The sequence below is a fragment of the Nostoc sp. WHI genome (genome assembly GCF_015714725.1).
In the GTDB taxonomy this organism is placed as follows: Bacteria; Cyanobacteriota; Cyanobacteriia; order Cyanobacteriales; family Nostocaceae; genus Nostoc.
Map to the genome: position 1 here is coordinate 57,399 of NZ_WBKM01000118.1, position 17,600 is coordinate 74,998.

Genomic DNA, 17,600 nt, shown 5'->3' on the forward strand with positions numbered 1-17,600 from the left:
TCAAAAATGGTTTAGCGCTAAACCTCCGCAATTGCCAGACTCTGTGGCATTGGACATTAGTTAATAATCAATAGTTCTTCTTGCCCTGCTTCTCCATTCCGCAATTTGTCAGGAATTGGCTGCCAATATCTGAAATATTTATCTAATATACGTCACAATTAATACTGCCACCAAAATTGACTGATAAAACTACAATCTAATGTAGGTCTACTAAAATCAGGGGCAGCCAATTGTGGCACCTGGAATCTTAGTGGCTAAAAGCACCTTGGAACGGGAATTAAGGAACTTCCACTATGCTGATTTGCCCTCAGTGTAAATTTGAAAACCCCAATACAAACAAATTCTGTCAGAACTGTGGCACATCGCTAACTCACAAGGTCTGTCCTGAATGTAGTACCGATGTAGCTGTGAATGTACAACATTGTCATAACTGTGGCACAGAATGCGGAACAGTGTTTTGGGCAATTATTGCTAAAGAACCGACTAGGGACTTAGAAGTAGGGCAAGATCAGGAAGATGGAGGAGACGATGGGGAAAATTTTACCTTGTCCTCCTTGCCTCCCTCATCTCCTCTACCCCCTAGTTCTCAAATTGCATTAGGCTCCTATTTAGACTCTCAGCAACGCTATAAATTGTTAGATGCGTTACCTACTCTGGAAAAAATTACTGAGGTAGAGGCGAGAGTTTTAGACTGCCGACCATATCAAATATCGCCTCTTGAGGCAATAGTAGTAAGTCAAGAATCAGATGTAGTAACGTCATCAGTGGAAGCAAGTGAAATTCCTAGCCTTGCTAAACTTTATATTACTTTACAATCAGAAGGTCAGCGAGGGATACCGCCAATTCACGATGCTTGGCAGCAGGATGATCTACAGGTAGTACTAATTGAAGACCGTTCCGATTGGCAGCATTTACTCGACCTGTGGAAAGAAGAAACAACGAGTTCGTTAAAAATTTTACACTGGTGTTATCAAATGACCCAACTTTGGGCATTATTAGAATCAGTGAATTGTCATCAAAGCCTCTTAGATTTGTCAAATTTGCGATTGGATGAAGACCAAACGCTGGCGCTACAAAGGTTGTATATAAAATCATGGAATTGTCAGTCCGCCACCGAGTCGCCAGAAGATGCACCAGCCCAAACATCTGTGATTCCAGAGCAACCATTAACCATCCAAGCTTTGGGGCGGGTTTGGCAAGCGCTATTTAGACAGTCTCAGCGCACTCAATTTGGCTCTGTAGTGCAGATGTTGGGGGATTTAGAGGTAGGCAAGATTCAGACGATCGCACAGTTGCGATCGCGTTTGGAAGAAATTTCTATTGAACTGGAAGCACTAGGAACCGCAAATTTGCCTCCAATAACGGAGGAACATATCGCTGTGCCTACTATTCCCCAATCAGATGAGCCAGAAGATATCATCAGCAAAACTGATGATATGCCAACTGTTGTGCTAGCGATGCAGTTAAGTAGCTTGGAAGATGCAGGACGCACAGATGTGGGGCGTCAACGTCATCATAACGAAGACTACTTTGGCATTGAAACAAAAATTAACAAGCTGGAGTTGCCCAAAAGTCGAGTGCTGCAAGGGCATGGTTTGTATATTCTCTGTGATGGTATGGGTGGACACGCTGGCGGCGAGATCGCCAGTGAGTTAGCAGTCAACACCCTACGGCAATACTTTCAAGAACACTGGATTGCAAACCAACTGCCAACAGAAGACAGGATTCGTGAGGCAGTGTATTTAGCCAATGAAGCAATTTACAAGCTCAATCAACAAGATGCCCGTTCTGGAGTGGGGCGTATGGGTACAACTCTAGTCATGCTCTTAATTCAAGATACTCAAGCAGTAGTTGCTCATGTGGGAGATAGCCGTCTCTATCGCTTGACGCGCAAGCGGGGACTGGAACAAGTTACAGAGGATCACGAAGTCGGGCAACGGGAAATTACACGAGGAGTAGAAGCAACCATAGCTTACGCTCGCCCTGATGCCTACCAACTCACCCAAGCTTTGGGGCCTCGTGACGAAAATGCGATTAATCCCGATGTGGACTTTTTCGACATCAATGAAGATACCCTTCTGCTGTTGGCATCGGACGGTCTATCAGATAATGATTTACTAGAAACTCATTGGCAAACTCACTTAGAACCTTTACTTAGTTCTGGCGCTAACTTAGAACGGGGCGTTACAGACTTAATTGACTTAGCAAACCAACACAATGGTCACGACAACATTACTGCTATACTTGTTCGGGCAAAAGTGCGGCCAAATCTCGAAAGTCAAAAATAAATGGCGACTGGGGATCGGGGAAATAATTTCTCTAATCCCTAATCCCTACTCCCTGTTCCTCTTAGCTTTTAGGTTGTATTGTGGTTAGTCTGACTTTGTTAGAACCGCAACAGAAAACGCCCCTCCAGCAGTGGTGCTTTGAGAACTCCTCCATAATTCGGATTGGTCGAGCGGTAGATAATCACGTTGTTTTAACTGATAGTTTAGTTTCCCGGCATCATCTAGAACTCAGACAAGTCGGTTCTGCCAGTGATGGCGGTGCTTGGCAGCTAATTAGTCAAGGTACAAATGGGACTTTTCTCAACGGTATCCTTGTGATTCAGAGTCCGTTACCAGATAATTCTCTTTTACAACTGGCACAGGGAGGCCCAATACTGCAATTCCAAATTCAGGAGGTAACAGCACTAGAAACTGGATTGCGATCGCAGCAAAAAATGCAAGGGGTAGAAGAAAACGCTGCTGCAACACTCTACTCAGCCCCAGTTAGAGGAAATTCATCCTCCACTTGCACGCACGCAGGCAACCCCCCGAACAATCTGTTTTGCATCCACTGCGGTCAACCTCTCTCAGTACAACAGAGAATTCGCCATTATCAGGTGTTGCGAACTCTCGGACAAGGAGGTATGGGTACTACTTATCTCGCTTGGGATGCGGCTGGTCAGGTTGCGGGTATCTCACAACTGCTGGTGTTGAAACAAATGAATGCTGATATGGTGAAAATTGCCAAAGCTCAAGAATTATTTGAGCGCGAGGCGTATACTCTCAAATCCCTTAACTATCCTGGAATTCCCAAGTATTACGATTTTTTTGTAGAAGACGGAAAAAAATACCTGGCAATGGAACTAATCCACGGACAAGATTTGGAGAAACGTGTCTACAGCACTGGGCCGGTTACGCCAAGTCAAGCGATCGCTTGGATGATCCAAACCTGCGATATCTTAGACTATCTTCATAGCCAAAGCCTGCCACTAATTCACCGCGATATTAAACCCGCCAACTTAATGGTGCGAAGTTCTTCAAATCACATAGTAGTGCTGGATTTTGGCGCAGTTAAAGAAATTGGCACAATGCCCGGTACTCGAATTGGTGCAGAAGGTTACTGCGCTCCTGAACAAGAACGAGGACAACCTTTAACTCAATCTGATTTGTATGCAATTGGGCCAACGCTGATTTTTCTGCTCACAGGCGAAAACCCCTTCAAGTATTACCGCCAACGAGGGCGAAACTTCAGGTTTGATGTGGCAAAGGTTCCCACCATTAGTTCCCAATTAAGAGATGTTATTGACCGCGTTACAGAACCATTGCCACGCGATCGCTACCAAACTGCAAAGGAATTAGCTGCGGCGTTAGCTGCTTGCCAATAAAGGTACTTGGACTAGGAACTCTAAAAGAACATTTCCAATACTTATTGTTCATCCCAAGTTTCTACAGCTAGCAATTCACTAACTGGGTCTTGCATACTAAAGCCAAAGTCTAGCAGTTCCTTTTTCCAGTGCTGCCATTCATTACCATAGAGCAAAGCGATTTTCCAGATGCTATCGCTTGGCTTGATAATGTTCGATTCTATGAGTGATTGCACGTTACGTTGCAATTTCACCATTGGGTGAATCACTTTTTGAGTCATAACCTCGATTCAATTCAGATGTTTGTTGGTAAATGCTTAATTAAAACTGCTTTCCATTCTGCAATTGTTGCCGGATCGTAGAGTGGTGTAATTTGGTAAAGCTAGTCTTAACTTTCTAACTATACCATAACAAACCCTACTAAGTTACTCTTAATTTCGGTTTTGTACGGTAATTACCACCACAAAACTTTAATTACAACAAGCAGTCCTCATATTTCTTACAGAAATTAGGCAAGGGTTGAGCAGGAAGGATTAAGGTATTAGCGGGTAAGGGATATTTCTATTTTCCTTTTTCCTCTATACCTTTACCCTTTTTCCACAAGAGTACAACAGTACCTTTGGTAAGATATCTGTTGTGGAGGCCGAGCAAAATAATTAGTCATCCGGGAAGTTGCACTAAGTAGTGTAACTGAGGACGACTGGGAAAATTTTATTTGTTTTAGTCACGAAAAATATGTGTGCTTGTCAAAGAACCCATAGGAAAGGGGCTAGTTTGAACGTTTTTGATTTACAGTGAAATTTGCAATTGAGTAGAAATGTCTACTGTTTTTGTTTATTTAAACGTTATTAAGAATATCGCAAACATCTGGACATTAGGCAGAATTATCGCAAATCTTTATATAATTTTAATGTTTCGTCCAGTGAATAAGACCTGGATGGTTGGCTGTGTCTATGCACAGGAGAAGGTTTTGCTTTGAAGCATAGGGGCGATGCCTACGGCGGTAAACTACGCATGGGTATACCATAAACTTCTCTCATCTTCAGAGTCAGGATTTGAAGTTTGTGTAAAAAGTTTCTAGCGAAGATGTTAGTTTCTGTTGAGCAGGTGGGTATCCTCAGAACGGGAGGCTTGCTAATACCTAAGTATTTATTACAGCAAGTGTGTGAGGCATGGCTGGTGCAGACGAAGAATACTTAATTACCCGCAAAAAGCAGATTGGGCGGCGACAAAAGATTGTTACGATAGTATCGTTGTTCTCGTTTTTTGGTTCTACAGTATTTGCAGTCATTCCGGCAATACAACAGGCTAGTCAACCTAAGCCAGCAATTGCGTCTTCTTCTGCTGAGTCAGTACTACAGCAACAAGTGCGGGGCTACGAGCTGGTTTTACAACGGGAACCAGAAAACCAACTAGCTTTAGAGAAACTGTCTCTGGTGCGGTTGAAATTGAAAGATGCTAAGGGTGCGATCGCACTTTTGGAGAAGCTGGTGAAGTTGCACCCTGATCGGCAAGATTACAAAGTTGTTTTAGAGCAGATTAAGAAACGAGAGGGTGAGAGCGATCAATAGAGTAGACAACTAAAAAGAAGAATACGAATATGAATGATAAAATTGCCGATTCTGAGCTTAACAGTTTGATTCCTCCAGAAATTAAAAACGATGAATTTTATACAGCTATTCAAAAGATTGCTAAAGAAGAAGATATAAAAACAGTTCTAGAAATTGGTTCATCTTCAGGGCAAGGAAGTACCGAAGCATTTGTAACAGGGCTTCGTGAAAACCCTAATAAGCCAATATTGTTTTGCATGGAAGTTTCAAAAGTTAGATTCGCTGAGTTAAAAAATAATTATAAAAATGAATATTTTGTAAAATGCTATAATATGTCTTCTGTTCCTGTAAAAAAATTTCCTAATGAAAAGGAAATTATTGATTTTTATAATAGCCATCATACTAATCTAAATCTTTATCCTCTGGAGCGTGTGCTTAGTTGGCTGCGACAAGATATTGAGTATGTAAATAATTCTGGAGTATCTGATAACGGAATTCAAAAAATTAAAGATGAAAACAACATTGATTGTTTTGATTTAGTTTTAATTGACGGTTCAGAATTTACTGGTCAAGCTGAATTAGATGAAATATATGGGGCAAAATTTATTTGTCTAGATGATATTACTACGTTTAAAAACTATCAAAATTTCAATCGCCTGTTGAGTGATTCTGACTATATCCTCATTATGTCAAACCAAAATATACGTAATGGTTATGCGATATTTCAACGAAGAACAGTAAGCCCAATCAGCTATCAAAATATCCATGATGCCGTCGAATGTATTGAAGGATTCATGGTTACTGGGCAAGAAGAATTCCTTTTTAATAAGGTGATATCTCTTCCTGAAGATGCTGTTATAGTTGAGATTGGTTCTTTTAAAGGTCGCTCGACAGTTGCTATGGCATATGCTTGCATAGGAACCAAACGTAAAATTTATTCTATTGATACATGGGATGGTAATGATGCTGACTTTTCTGAACGACAATTCTTTGAAGTTTGGCAGCAAAATATTCAATTAAACGGTCTTGAGCAATATGTAATACCACTACGTGGCTACTCTCATGATGTATTAAAGCGTTGGGATAAATTGACAAATAGTAAAGCTATTGATTTTATTTTTATTGATGGCTCTCATCAGTATTTAGATGTTTTAAAAGATTTTGAACTATCGTTTTCATTGGTAAAAAACGGCGGCTGGATAGCATTTCATGATGTTGTACCCACTTGGCCTGGGCCAGAACGTGTATGGCATAACATTGCTAAACTACGTCTTGTCAACCATGAGTATTCCTCAACGCTAGCGTGTGGTCAAAAAAATTTGGCTGCTATCACCTCTACCTCAACGCTAGAATTACCAATTGACTTTTTTACTATTGTTCTGAATGGGCAACCGTTTATCCGCTACCACATTGAGATATTCAAACAACTTCCTTTCAAATGGCATTGGCACATTGTCGAAGGTGTAGCTGAATTAAAGCACGATACTGGATGGAGTCTGAAGCTGGGTGGATATATAAACAATGAAATCCATCATCATGGTCGCAGCAATGACAGTACGACAGAATATTTGGATGAATTGACACAGCAATATCCCGACAATATCACAGTTTATCGTAAGCCAGATGGTGTGTTTTGGGATGGCAAACGGGAAATGGTTAATGAGCCATTGTTAAACATAAATGAAGAATGTTTACTATGGCAAATAGATGCAGATGAATTATGGACAGTCGAGCATATTTTAACTGCACGACAGCTGTTTATTGAGAATCCTGATAAAACTGCCGCTTTCTATTGGTGCTGGTATTTTGTAGGAGAAAGAATAATTATCAGTACTCGTAATTGTTACGCCCAAAATCCCAGACAAGAGTGGTTGCGAACCTGGAGATACAAGCCAGGTTCAGTGTGGGTAGCACATGAACCACCCAGACTAGAAGAACCTTTACCAAATGGTCAATGGCGGGATGTTGCAGCAGTAAACCCTTTTCTGCATCATGAGACTGAAGGGCATGGTTTAGTTTTCCAACATTTTGCTTATGTAACACCAGAGCAATTACGTTTTAAAGACCAATATTATGGCTATAGGAATGCTGTTTCACAATGGAAAGCTTTGCAGGAGACAACTAAATTTCCAGTTCTGCTACGCGAATATTTTTCGTGGGTAAGAGATGAAACAATGGTGGATACCGTTGAATCATGCGGTATAGTACCAATTGCACAAAGAGAACTCAGCAACAATGGTTGGCGGTTCTTACAACCAGATGAAGTACAGCAAAAAGTTGCACAGATTAGGAAAGAAACACCAATAATTCTGGTTGACGGTGTGTTTTTCCAACTTTACCAAACTGGTATTGCGCGTGTCTGGAAATCTTTATTAGAAGAATGGGTAAACATAGGGTTTGCTAGGCGTATCGTTGTACTTGACCGGGCTGGAACTGCTCCCAAAATTCCCGGTATTAGATATCGCAGCATTCCACAATATGACTATAACAATACTGATGCTGACCGAGAAATGCTACAGCAAGTTTGCGATGAAGAAGGGACAGATTTATTTATATCTTCCTACTATACAACGCCGACTACAACACCTTCTGTGTTCATGGCTTATGACATGATTCCAGAAATTATGGGATGGGATATGAATAATCCCATGTGGCGAGAGAAGCATCATAGTATTCAACATGCATCTGCTTATATAGCAATTTCAGAGTATACGGCGCATGACTTGGCACGCTGTTTTACTATACCTCTAGAGTCTATTACTGTTGCTCATTGCGGAGTTAGTAGTACTTTTTCACCAGACAAATCCGAAGAGGTTAATGCTTTTAAATCAAAATACGGGATTACAAAACCATACTTTATTTTAGTTGGTGGTGGAAGTGGTTATAAAAATAGTATTTTGTTCTTTCAAGCTTTTTCGCAACTTGCCAGTAGCTATGGATTTGATATTGTCTTTACAGGAAGCGGTGGTGTATTAGCATCTGAATTTAGAATCTACACATCAGATAGTGTCGTTCATATGTTGCAACTCAGCGATGAAGAGTTAGCAACAGCTTACTCTGGTGCTGTGGCACTGGTTTATCCTTCTAAGTATGAAGGTTTTGGAATGCCTCTGATTGAAGCAATGGCTTGTGGTTGTCCTGTTATCACCTGTTCTAATGCCTCAATTCCAGAAGTAGCAGGAGACGCAGCAATATATGTGAATGATGATGATGTGGATGAACTTGCAAATGCGCTCTGTGAGGTACAAAAGCCTAGTATTCGTAAGTTATTAATTACTGCGGGTTTGGCACAGGCGAAAAAGTTTTCTTGGTCAAAAATGGCGCAAACTGTAAGTTATGCCTTGATTAATGCTACTCTCCTGTCTTTAAATCTTAATGAGATTAATTTAATTATTTTCCCAGATTGGTCGCGACCAGAAGAGTTAGTCGGTTTAGAATTGCAACGAGTGATGAAGACGATCGCCACTGATCCTAATAGTGAAAAAATCACTCTACTTATCGATACTGGTAACATTCCTGGTGAAGATGCAGAACTGTTTTTATCTAGTGTGGTTATGAATCTTTTGGTAGAGGAAGATTTAGATGTTACCGAAAGATTAGAAATTTCTCTAGTGGAAAACTTGGCTGATATTCAGTGGGAAGCTTTGCTACCTCGCATCCATGCAAGAATTGTTTTGGAATACGAAGATAAAAACGCGCTGAGTCAAGCAAAAGCAGAAACTATCACATCTTACGAAATAGAAGTTTTTAGCGAAGCAAAAGCTGAACAGTTTTTTTTTGCTTGAGCAATAAATTCTTTTTTGACGGAAGATGGAAGGAAGCGATCGCGCAGTATCAAAAACTCCTAGAAATTCAATCAGGTGATGCAGATATTTATTGGAACTTAAGCCATTGCTACAGACAGTTAAACCTTCTAAATGAATATTTTAGTACTCTCCAGCAAGGAATTAAGCTCTATCCTACAGATGAAAGACTCCATTTTTCATTAATCATCGATTTGCGGCAGAATGGACGTATTCAAGAAGCAATTTTAAGTGCAGATAATGCTGCTAAATGTTTCCCTGATGATTATACTTTTCAAATTCTCAAATATTTAACAGTTCCATCAATATATGAGAATCAAGAGGAAATTAACTTTTATCGCCAACGCTACACTCAAGGATTGCGAGATTTAATTGAGCAAACATCTATTAAAACTACAGAAGAGCAACATAACGCTTTAGCAGGTATAGGTCGCCTCACAAATTTTTACCTATCATATCAAGCACAAAATGATATTGATTTGCAACGCCAATATGGAAACTTAGTGCATGAAATTATGGCTGTTAACTATCCACAATGGGTCGTTCCTTTATCTATGCCTAAGCTTCAGCCTAATAACAAAGTTCGTATTGGTTACGTTTCCCATTACCTGCATTCTTATAGTGGAACACTTTGGTTAACAGGTTGGTTGCGTCAGAGCAATCATGAAAGCTTTGAAATATACTGTTATTACACAGGAAATGAACCAGATCCAATTACCCAACAATTTCAAGAATACAGTGATGTTTTTCATCATATTCCTCATAATTTATCAGCAGTATGTGAACAGATAATTGCTGATAAGTTGCACATTTTAGTTTTCCCCGAAATTGGGATGAATCCGCAAACTATGCAAATGGCAGGTTTGCGGCTTGCTCCTGTACAATGTACGGCTTGGGGACATCCGGTAACAACTGGCTTACCCACAATTGATTACTTTTTATCTAGTGAGTTAATGGAACCTGAAAATGCCCAAGAGCATTATTCAGAAAGATTAATTCGCTTACCTAATATTGGCGTTTCTTATCCTAAACCATATATTCCACCAGTTATTAAAACACGCTCGGATTTTGGGCTAGGAGATGATGCGGTTATCTATTTATGCTGCCAAGCTCCTTTTAAATATCTACCGCAATATGATTTTATTTTTGCAGAAATTGCTCATCGCGTTCTGCAAGCTAAATTTGTGTTTTTGCGTGGTACTTTACTTCAGCCACGCCTGAAGCGTGCTTTTGCTGCTATCGGTTTGAACAGCAAGGATTATTGTGTATTTCTCAGTATTCCAGAACGACTAGACTATCTAATGATTAACTTACTTTCAGACGTTTATCTAGATACATTTACCTGGTCTGGTGGTAATACTACCTTAGAAGCGATCGCTTGTAATCTCCCCATTGTTACCTGTCCGGGAAAATTTATGCGGGGTCGTCACTCTGACAGCTTCCTGAAAATGCTAGGAGTGACAGATACCATTGCTGAAAATGAAGCAGAATACATCAAGATTGCTGTTAAATTAGGACTAGACCCGACTTGGCGAGGCACTATTGCCGAAACAATGAGCCAAAATCACGATCGTCTCTTTGATGATAAAGCTTGTGTCGCAGGTTTAGAAGCCTTCTATAAAGAAGTTTGTAGTCAGCACTTCAATGCTTAAAAATATATTTTTAATGTTTGTAGTAAGCGGCTCTAGCCTTATTAATATTTAATTTGAGGGATCAATCCCTCACTACGAGCTTATTTTACCTCAATATATCTCTGCCACATCTGCTCGTAAGCTTTCTCCATTTCACGGGTGAACTGCTTGCCATTCCACAACGGTGCTGTTTGCCGCGATGCTTTCAGCTTCAAAGCCACCTGCTGGCGTAAAGCTTCATCTTTCCCCAAACGCACACCCCACTCTATATACTCTTCATCATTCCAGGCAATGCCTTCTGTGATCCCAGCATTTATCATCATGGTGTAGCTATTACGAGCCGCAAACTGTTCACCAACTCTCGTCACCAAGGGGATACCCATCCACAATGTTTCTAGAGTTGTTGTCGCTCCGTTGTAAGGAAATGTATCTAATACAATATCAGCAATCCCTAAATTAGCACGATGAACTGCCTCTGAATGAACTATTGGTAAAAATCGTAACCGAGAACAATCTACACCTTCTTTTTCGGCAATTTGGTAAAAGAAGCGTTTAATTGTTTCCTGCTCACCAAGTCCTTTAATCAAAAAGTAGCTGTTAGGCACTTGTTTGATAATTTGCATTTGCCACTTTGTCGTTTCTGGATGGCGTTTATATCCTCTTTGGGCGCTGAGATATACAACGGCATCCATAGGGATATCCAAGTCATCACGACGGAGAGTTGGTATACCAACTTCAAAACCATCTACTGCTATGTAAGTTTGAGGTAATCGCCAGATTTTCTCTGTGTAGTAATTTTGTGCATCATTTGGTAGAACATAAGGATCTGCGATAAAGTAATCAATTGCAGGTATGCCTGATGCATCCCACCCCAGCCAAGTAACTTGAATTGGGGCTGGCTTGAATGCCATCACTTCACAAGTAATATCTAGAGTGACACTATCAAGGTCAATTAAAATATCAATTTCATCTTGATATATCTGGTCAGCAATTTCTAGACCATTCATACCTAATTTGTGAGCTTTTCCTGCCTGAGTTAGATACCATTCTTGGAGATAGTCATTTCCTAATGCGTAGTTAACAAAATAAGTATGAATATCAAATTTATCTCGATCATGATGTTCAAATAACCAGCGAGCTAGCCACCCAACAGAATGGCTCCTTAAAGCGTAAGATACATAACCAATTTTTAATTTTTTTGGATGGAGTATTAAAGATTGATTATTAATAATTTTATGAACATAGTTTTTCCCTTCTGATTCAGCAAGATTTTTAATATAATTATTAAAAATCTCAGCTACCTGATTTTGAATAGCTCGAAATTCAGCAGGAGCATCTTTAATGTGAGGTATCGCAAAAGATGGCGAAAGCAACCGTAATATTCTTCCTTCTTCTAAAGGAATTCGTTCAGCTTTAATAAACTGTTGAAATACAGCTTCTAATTCTTGACAAGTTGTACATATCTCTTGCCAATATCCCCCTGCTGACATTAGACCCCTTAACAGCAAATGCAGTGCAAAAATTTTATCAGCCAAGCCTTCTGATAAGGAATAACACAACCTAGCTGTCTCTATACCTTGAGAATAATTACGAGCATCTTGATAAAAAATCGCTAAGTGCCGCAAAATTTCTACATTATCTGGTTCTAATCGTAAATGCAGTTCCAGCAGAGATGCTGCTAGTAAAGGCCGCCGTAAAGTATGGCCAATTTCCAGAGCAGGAGTAAGCAGTATACAGAAGCATTGATGAGGATCAGAGAAATAAGGCAGACTAGCTTCTATTAAATTCAGATTGACTGGATGTAAGGGGATAGTATTTAACAGTTCTTTTAAAACTTGTATTAATAATTCGAGGTCAATCTCTATATTTTCTTTTATTATTAAGGCTTCAATTAATCCCCACTCATTCAAATCATCAATTTCTTCAAATTTTTGCAACTTGATACAAAGTATAAGAATTTGAAGCAAATTATTTATATAACTAGGATTAATTTCCCGCATGTGCTGGCGAATTAACCAAGCTAGAGAATATTCCGCCAGTGTTTCACGCCTTTCTGCTTCTATTTGCAAAAATTCAAACAGTTCGTTCGTCCAAATTTGTAACTGATCTTCATCTGCCTCTGTCATTGGCAGCATCCAAGTCATCTGAGCTTCTTCTTCTTGCCCTTGTAATAGTAATATCAATCCTAAATACCAATAATATGAAATAGTATTTGGCTCTATCGCTATTGCTTGTTCGTATAATTTTGACGCTTGCAGATAGTTTTCTTGAATGAAGTATTCTTCAGCCTGATTTTGCCAATTATATGTATCAGTAATCATTATGATTGTTGTGGAAAAATGTATGGGCGATATGTTGTGAATGACTCACATAATGTAAATAAAGTGGATAGAAGAATCTATCCACTTTGAAAAATACTTAATTTAGTTAAATACAAACTACATGAAGAATTAATTTTGGTATGCAGTGGCTTAGACAAACTATATTCTTACGTAGTAAGTCCCTTCTCTACTTATTTCAAAGCTGTGAAGTTCGTGGGGCAAGAACTCACACCAGTCATACTGGTTACATCGGCACCACTGTTAACTTTTGGTTTGTCGGCTTCACACAAAATAGCTACAGTAGTAGCTTCACTGGTACCAGATTGAGTTACTACACCCACACCGCCGACATAATTTTTGAGAGGCGCAGTACTAACTACTGTACTTGCTTGGTTGGTTACTACGGTATCACTACCACCACCACCAGCAATCGCATATACGTAATTTGTGGTTTGTGTTGCAATACCAAGACCTAAACTACCAAACTCAGTTTGAGACGCAAATGCGCCTTTTTCCAAGTAAAATGCTTGCTGCGCGCGGTTCATGGAACCTACGTAAGTTTTAGCTTCTGACTGCTTGGCTTTGTTAGCTTGGTTGAGGAAAGAAGGCAAAGCGATCGCAGATAGAATACCGATGATGATAATTACTACCAGTAATTCAATGAGTGTAAAACCCTCATCTCCCTTTTTCTTGGCGAGGATGTGTTGAAGAAACTTGGCTTTTAATTCGCTTTTCATAAGTGTTTTCCTGGGGGTAGGAAGCGCTTGGGTGTTCTAGATGTAACTTACCCACCTGCGATCGCTTTCCTATCACCTTGAGAAAAAAAGTTTGGGGAGATGCAGTTACACAATCCACAATCCTTGCATCCAAAATGGCACAAACATAACTAAGCCCCTAGTGTTGACCAAGGGCTAAATTCTCAACTTCGATTGTGGAAGTGCCTTATTCAAACTCAGGTGGCCACAACTCTGATATTGTCAGTTCCCAACCTGGTAGCAAGTCTGGTAGTGTTAGCGTATCGCCATTCTGCATCAACACTGGAGCTTGGTTTAGTCGATAAACCATTACTGTTAATTTGTCAGGGTCAATCAATATGCCGACTACAGACCCAAGTTGCAAAAATAGCTGAATCTTCTCTTCAAGCGGTTTAATTCTGTCGCTTTTAGATTTAATCTCAACCATCAGGTCTGGAACTAATTCTACAAAGTCGCGCTTGGTTTTCTTCAGTCGGTCAGCCCGAACAAAAGACACGTCAGGAGCACGTAGGTTTATTTTTTCCGAGTCGTCCTCTTCCATTCTAGGTAATATGAAACCTGCGCTAGAACCAGTTATACGTCCTAGTTTGCGCGACATGACCCAGTTATTTAAGAAGGTAATTAGACGAGCGCCAATTTCCTCTGACTCGTAATCTGATGGCCCCATAACTATGATTTTCCCCTCTACCAGCTCCATCTGCCATTCTGGATGCTCGGTTTGTAGTTGCTCTAAGTCTGTAATGGTGAAAGACATAATATTACAGAAAATACTTCTCTATCTATCATAAGTACTGCACTCTAAGAAAGCTAAAATGTATTGTATTCAAAGAAAAACGACTGTATAGTTTGCAATTAGTAGCATCCATGAAAACAGATGTAATTTTTTATGAACTTATTAAGGAACTACCACAGATATTTTTTGAACTTATTGATAAAGCTGATACTAATCCCAATATCTACACATTTATTGCCCCTGAAATCAAACAACAATCATTTCGTTTAGACGGTTTATTTTCTACTGTCAAGGGATTTGAAAATGAACCCTTATACTTTGTAGAATTGCAAACCTACAAAGATGAAGAATTTTACGAACGACTTTTTGGGGAAATTTTTGTTTACTTCCGTCAATATAAACCCGCAAACTCAGACTGGTACGCAATCGTTATCTACGATCGCCGCATTCATGAAACCCCACCTCACCCCCGCTATCGAGTTTTAATCGAACAACATCTCCGTTGCATTTATCTGAATGAACTTTCTACTAGGACTGAAGATTCCTTGGGGATAGGAATTGGCAAACTATTTATAGAAACACCTACAAAAGCTACTTCCTTAGCTCAACAGCTAATCGCTCAGGCAAGAGAAAACTTACCCGATGAAAATCTTCAAAAGAAAGTGCTAGCATTTATCCAAGCCATTGTATTTTATAAGTTTCCCAATCTTGCTTTAGAGGAAATTGAAGCCATGCTTGATTTAGATGAATTCAAAAATACTCGATTATACGAGAGTATCGTGGCAAAGACAAAGCCGAAGACAGAACTAGAAACAAAATTGAAATTAGTCCCAAAATGTGTTGAGAGGGGCATGAGCATTCAAGAAATAGCAGAATTTTTAGAATTAGATGTTGAAATTATCAGAAAATATCTGCAAGAACAGTCTTAGCGTTTAAGAGGATGTTTGGCAAGTGTTGAGCGCATAATACCGTAAGCATTTTGCGTAGGCGTAGCCCGTCGCAGACATCGCTTACCATCTGGTGTAGCCAATCTGAGTTTATTATGCTAAATTAAACGTAGTCGTTATGAGTTTATATATGGTCATGACTAACCCCACAGTAGAAAACTTGGTAATTATCGGTTCTGGGCCAGCAGGGTACACAGCTGCCATTTATGCCGGACGCGCTAACCTGAAACCCGTTGTATTTGAAGGTTTCCAAGCCGGGGGATTACCTGGTGGGCAACTAATGACAACGACGGAAGTCGAGAACTTTCCTGGGTTTCCCCAAGGGATTACCGGGCCGGAACTGATGGATCAGATGAAGGCTCAGGCGGAGCGCTGGGGGGCTGAACTATATACTGAAGATGTTATATCAGTTGACTTGAGTCAGCGTCCCTTTACTGTCCGCTCAGAAGAGAGGGAAATTAAAACCAACAGCATTGTCATTGCTACTGGTGCAACTGCAAAGCGTTTGGGTTTACCCAACGAACATGAGTTTTGGAGTCGGGGTATCTCTGCTTGTGCGATTTGCGATGGTGCAACACCAATTTTTCACGGCGCAGAATTGGCTGTGATTGGTGCTGGCGACTCGGCGGCGGAAGAGTCAATTTACCTCACCAAATACGGCTCTAAGGTGAATATGTTGGTACGCACCGATAAAATGCGGGCTTCTAAAGCCATGCAAGACAGGGTTTTGAGCAATCCAAAAATCCAGGTGCATTGGAACACAGAAGCCGTGGATATCTTCGGTAATGGTCACATGGAAGGAGTGAAAGTCCGAAATACCAAAACTGGTGAAGAAAGCAAACTGCACGCTAAGGGTTTATTTTACGCCGTTGGTCACAGTCCCAATACCTCTTTATTTAAAGGGCAATTAGAACTGGATGAGATCGGTTATGTTGTCACACACGGTTCTGTGGAAACCAGTGTAGAAGGCGTTTTTGCTGCTGGCGACGTGCAAGATCATGAGTTTCGGCAAGCAATTACGGCGGCCGGTACTGGCTGTATGGCGGCAATGTTGGCAGAACGTTGGTTGTCATCCAGTGGCTTAATTCAAGAATTCCATCAACGGCCACAAACAGCAGATAATGAATTAGAACATCAACCAGCCAAAAAGACTGAAGCCGAGGAAGAAGCTGGATTTAATTTGAATGCGACGCGCCATCTAGGAGGTTATGCCTTACGGAAATTGTTCCATGAAAGCGATCGCTTACTTCTTGTTAAATACGTTTCTCCTGGTTGTGGCCCTTGCCATACTCTGAAGCCAATTTTAAATAAAGTGGTGGATGAATTTGATAGCAAAATTCACTTTGTGGAAATTGATATCGATAAAGACCGAGATATTGCTGAAAATGCTGGTGTGACAGGAACGCCAACGGTTCAATTGTTCAAAAATAAGGAACTGGTCAAGGAAGTCAAAGGCGTGAAGCAAAAGAGCGAATACCGCCAGTTGATTGAAAGTAATCTGTAAGAGAATAGGGAGTGGGGAATAGTAAAAAATCATTGACAATTACCAGTGTCCAATACTTACCCCCTACTTCCTATCCCCTACATCGCAAACTAACCTGTTAAATAAAGATACAGAAATAATCGTTGTATTTACCAAAGTTTGCGCCTGATTAAAATCAGAATCACCCGTAATCAAGAAATCTGCCTCTGCTGCAATAGCACAAGCTAAAAACTTTGCATCTTTTCTATCTCTGGGAAAATCAATTTCTAAATAAACATCAATTAACGTTATGAATGTATCAATAATTTCAAACCATTCATATATCACTTCATCGGTCAACTTAAACTTCCTGCGACTTAATACCTCCTTATATTCTCCAACGATTTCTTCAGAAGCTATCCATTGCCAATCAGGATTATCAAAAATAAACTGAATAACGTCCCTTGGTACTCTACCTTTAAGGACAGCAGAAACTAAAACATTCGTGTCAATAACAACTTTCATTCTCCGCGTTGGCAAGCTTCAATTTCTGCTAATATTTCTGCTTCTGTAATATCTTGTACTCCCGGTAACGACTGTGTTTTATCAAATAAATCTCTCAGCTTTTTACTGATTTCCGCTCTTGGGTTATCCTCAGTTAATATAATTATTTCTACTCTCTGTCCTACCTGAAAAGGTAAATCAGATAATATTAATTGACTTGGATCTGTAATGGTGATGTATTTTTTGTAAGCGTTCATAATTCC

General features: G+C 40.0%; 13 protein-coding genes. 7 read left to right on the forward strand and 6 right to left on the reverse strand.

Features of this window, described 5'->3' with window-relative positions; translation table 11 throughout:
- The first annotated feature begins 293 nt into the window (after positions 1-293).
- Together F8S12_RS11775 and F8S12_RS11780 are read left to right on the forward strand one after the other, a co-directional pair.
- Positions 294-2,288: a serine/threonine phosphatase gene (locus F8S12_RS11775; RefSeq protein ID WP_196516460.1), complete on the forward strand. Its 1,995-nt coding sequence runs from the start codon at positions 294-296 to the stop codon at positions 2,286-2,288.
- 80 nt (positions 2,289-2,368) lie between these two features.
- On the forward strand, positions 2,369-3,652 hold the full coding sequence (locus F8S12_RS11780; RefSeq protein ID WP_196516461.1) for a protein kinase domain-containing protein: 1,284 nt from the start codon (positions 2,369-2,371) through the stop codon (positions 3,650-3,652).
- 41 nt (positions 3,653-3,693) lie between these two features.
- Here F8S12_RS11780 and F8S12_RS11785 read toward each other — a convergent pair whose 3' ends face one another.
- Positions 3,694-3,912: a DUF4327 family protein gene (locus F8S12_RS11785; protein ID WP_196516462.1), complete on the reverse strand. Its 219-nt coding sequence runs from the start codon at positions 3,910-3,912 to the stop codon at positions 3,694-3,696.
- 891 nt (positions 3,913-4,803) lie between these two features.
- Here F8S12_RS11785 and F8S12_RS11790 point away from each other — a divergent pair.
- From F8S12_RS11790 to F8S12_RS11800, 3 genes are read left to right on the forward strand one after another with little or no spacing between them, the layout of a single operon-like run.
- Complete coding sequence (locus F8S12_RS11790) at positions 4,804-5,202, forward strand: tetratricopeptide repeat protein (RefSeq protein ID WP_196516463.1); 399 nt, start codon at positions 4,804-4,806, stop codon at positions 5,200-5,202.
- A gap of 29 nt (positions 5,203-5,231) precedes the next feature.
- Positions 5,232-8,966: a class I SAM-dependent methyltransferase gene (locus tag F8S12_RS11795; RefSeq protein WP_196516464.1), complete on the forward strand. Its 3,735-nt coding sequence runs from the start codon at positions 5,232-5,234 to the stop codon at positions 8,964-8,966.
- Positions 8,963-10,636 (forward strand): O-linked N-acetylglucosamine transferase, SPINDLY family protein, encoded by a 1,674-nt coding sequence (locus F8S12_RS11800; protein ID WP_196516465.1) that lies wholly within the window; start codon positions 8,963-8,965, stop codon positions 10,634-10,636. Before F8S12_RS11795 ends, F8S12_RS11800 begins: the two co-directional genes overlap by 4 nt.
- Before the next feature lie 80 nt (positions 10,637-10,716).
- On the opposite strand, the gene F8S12_RS11805 is transcribed toward F8S12_RS11800, so the two are convergent.
- From F8S12_RS11805 to F8S12_RS11815, 3 genes are all read right to left on the reverse strand, one after another.
- Positions 10,717-12,936, reverse strand: a complete 2,220-nt coding sequence (locus F8S12_RS11805) for an O-linked N-acetylglucosamine transferase, SPINDLY family protein (protein ID WP_196516466.1) — start codon at positions 12,934-12,936, stop codon at positions 10,717-10,719.
- Positions 12,937-13,127: 191 nt separating this feature from the next.
- Entirely contained in the window at positions 13,128-13,673 is a 546-nt protein-coding gene (locus F8S12_RS11810; RefSeq protein WP_196516467.1) for a type IV pilin-like G/H family protein, read from the reverse strand.
- Between the two features lie 205 nt (positions 13,674-13,878).
- On the reverse strand, positions 13,879-14,445 hold the full coding sequence (locus F8S12_RS11815) for a Uma2 family endonuclease (RefSeq protein WP_196516468.1): 567 nt from the start codon (positions 14,443-14,445) through the stop codon (positions 13,879-13,881).
- A 110-nt stretch (positions 14,446-14,555) separates the two neighbouring features.
- On the opposite strand from F8S12_RS11815, the gene F8S12_RS11820 reads away from it, so the two are divergent.
- Positions 14,556-15,353: an Rpn family recombination-promoting nuclease/putative transposase gene (locus F8S12_RS11820; protein WP_196516469.1), complete on the forward strand. Its 798-nt coding sequence runs from the start codon at positions 14,556-14,558 to the stop codon at positions 15,351-15,353.
- A gap of 154 nt (positions 15,354-15,507) precedes the next feature.
- Positions 15,508-16,875, forward strand: coding sequence for a thioredoxin-disulfide reductase (gene trxB / locus F8S12_RS11825; RefSeq protein ID WP_196516470.1), 1,368 nt, complete (start codon positions 15,508-15,510; stop codon positions 16,873-16,875).
- Between the two features lie 63 nt (positions 16,876-16,938).
- On the opposite strand, the gene F8S12_RS11830 is transcribed toward trxB, so the two are convergent.
- Positions 16,939-17,358 (reverse strand): putative toxin-antitoxin system toxin component, PIN family, encoded by a 420-nt coding sequence (locus F8S12_RS11830; RefSeq protein WP_196516471.1) that lies wholly within the window; start codon positions 17,356-17,358, stop codon positions 16,939-16,941.
- Entirely contained in the window at positions 17,355-17,594 is a 240-nt protein-coding gene (locus F8S12_RS11835; protein WP_196516472.1) for a hypothetical protein, read from the reverse strand. The genes F8S12_RS11830 and F8S12_RS11835 overlap by 4 nt, the downstream gene beginning before the upstream one ends.
- Between the last annotated feature and the right edge of the window lie 6 nt (positions 17,595-17,600).

What these genes read in the sequence shown, in the direction of transcription:
- F8S12_RS11775 (WP_196516460.1), top strand. Translation starts at nt 294, where the DNA reads ATGCTGATTTGCCCTCAGTGTAAATTTGAAAACCCCAATACAAACAAA.
- F8S12_RS11785 (WP_196516462.1), bottom strand. Translation starts at nt 3,912, where the DNA reads ATGACTCAAAAAGTGATTCACCCAATGGTGAAATTGCAACGTAACGTG.
- F8S12_RS11790 (WP_196516463.1), top strand. Translation starts at nt 4,804, where the DNA reads ATGGCTGGTGCAGACGAAGAATACTTAATTACCCGCAAAAAGCAGATT.
- F8S12_RS11795 (WP_196516464.1), top strand. Translation starts at nt 5,232, where the DNA reads ATGAATGATAAAATTGCCGATTCTGAGCTTAACAGTTTGATTCCTCCA.
- F8S12_RS11805 (WP_196516466.1), bottom strand. Translation starts at nt 12,936, where the DNA reads ATGATTACTGATACATATAATTGGCAAAATCAGGCTGAAGAATACTTC.
- F8S12_RS11810 (WP_196516467.1), bottom strand. Translation starts at nt 13,673, where the DNA reads ATGAAAAGCGAATTAAAAGCCAAGTTTCTTCAACACATCCTCGCCAAG.
- F8S12_RS11815 (WP_196516468.1), bottom strand. Translation starts at nt 14,445, where the DNA reads ATGTCTTTCACCATTACAGACTTAGAGCAACTACAAACCGAGCATCCA.
- F8S12_RS11820 (WP_196516469.1), top strand. Translation starts at nt 14,556, where the DNA reads ATGAAAACAGATGTAATTTTTTATGAACTTATTAAGGAACTACCACAG.
- trxB (WP_196516470.1), top strand. Translation starts at nt 15,508, where the DNA reads ATGACTAACCCCACAGTAGAAAACTTGGTAATTATCGGTTCTGGGCCA.
- F8S12_RS11830 (WP_196516471.1), bottom strand. Translation starts at nt 17,358, where the DNA reads ATGAAAGTTGTTATTGACACGAATGTTTTAGTTTCTGCTGTCCTTAAA.
- F8S12_RS11835 (WP_196516472.1), bottom strand. Translation starts at nt 17,594, where the DNA reads ATGAACGCTTACAAAAAATACATCACCATTACAGATCCAAGTCAATTA.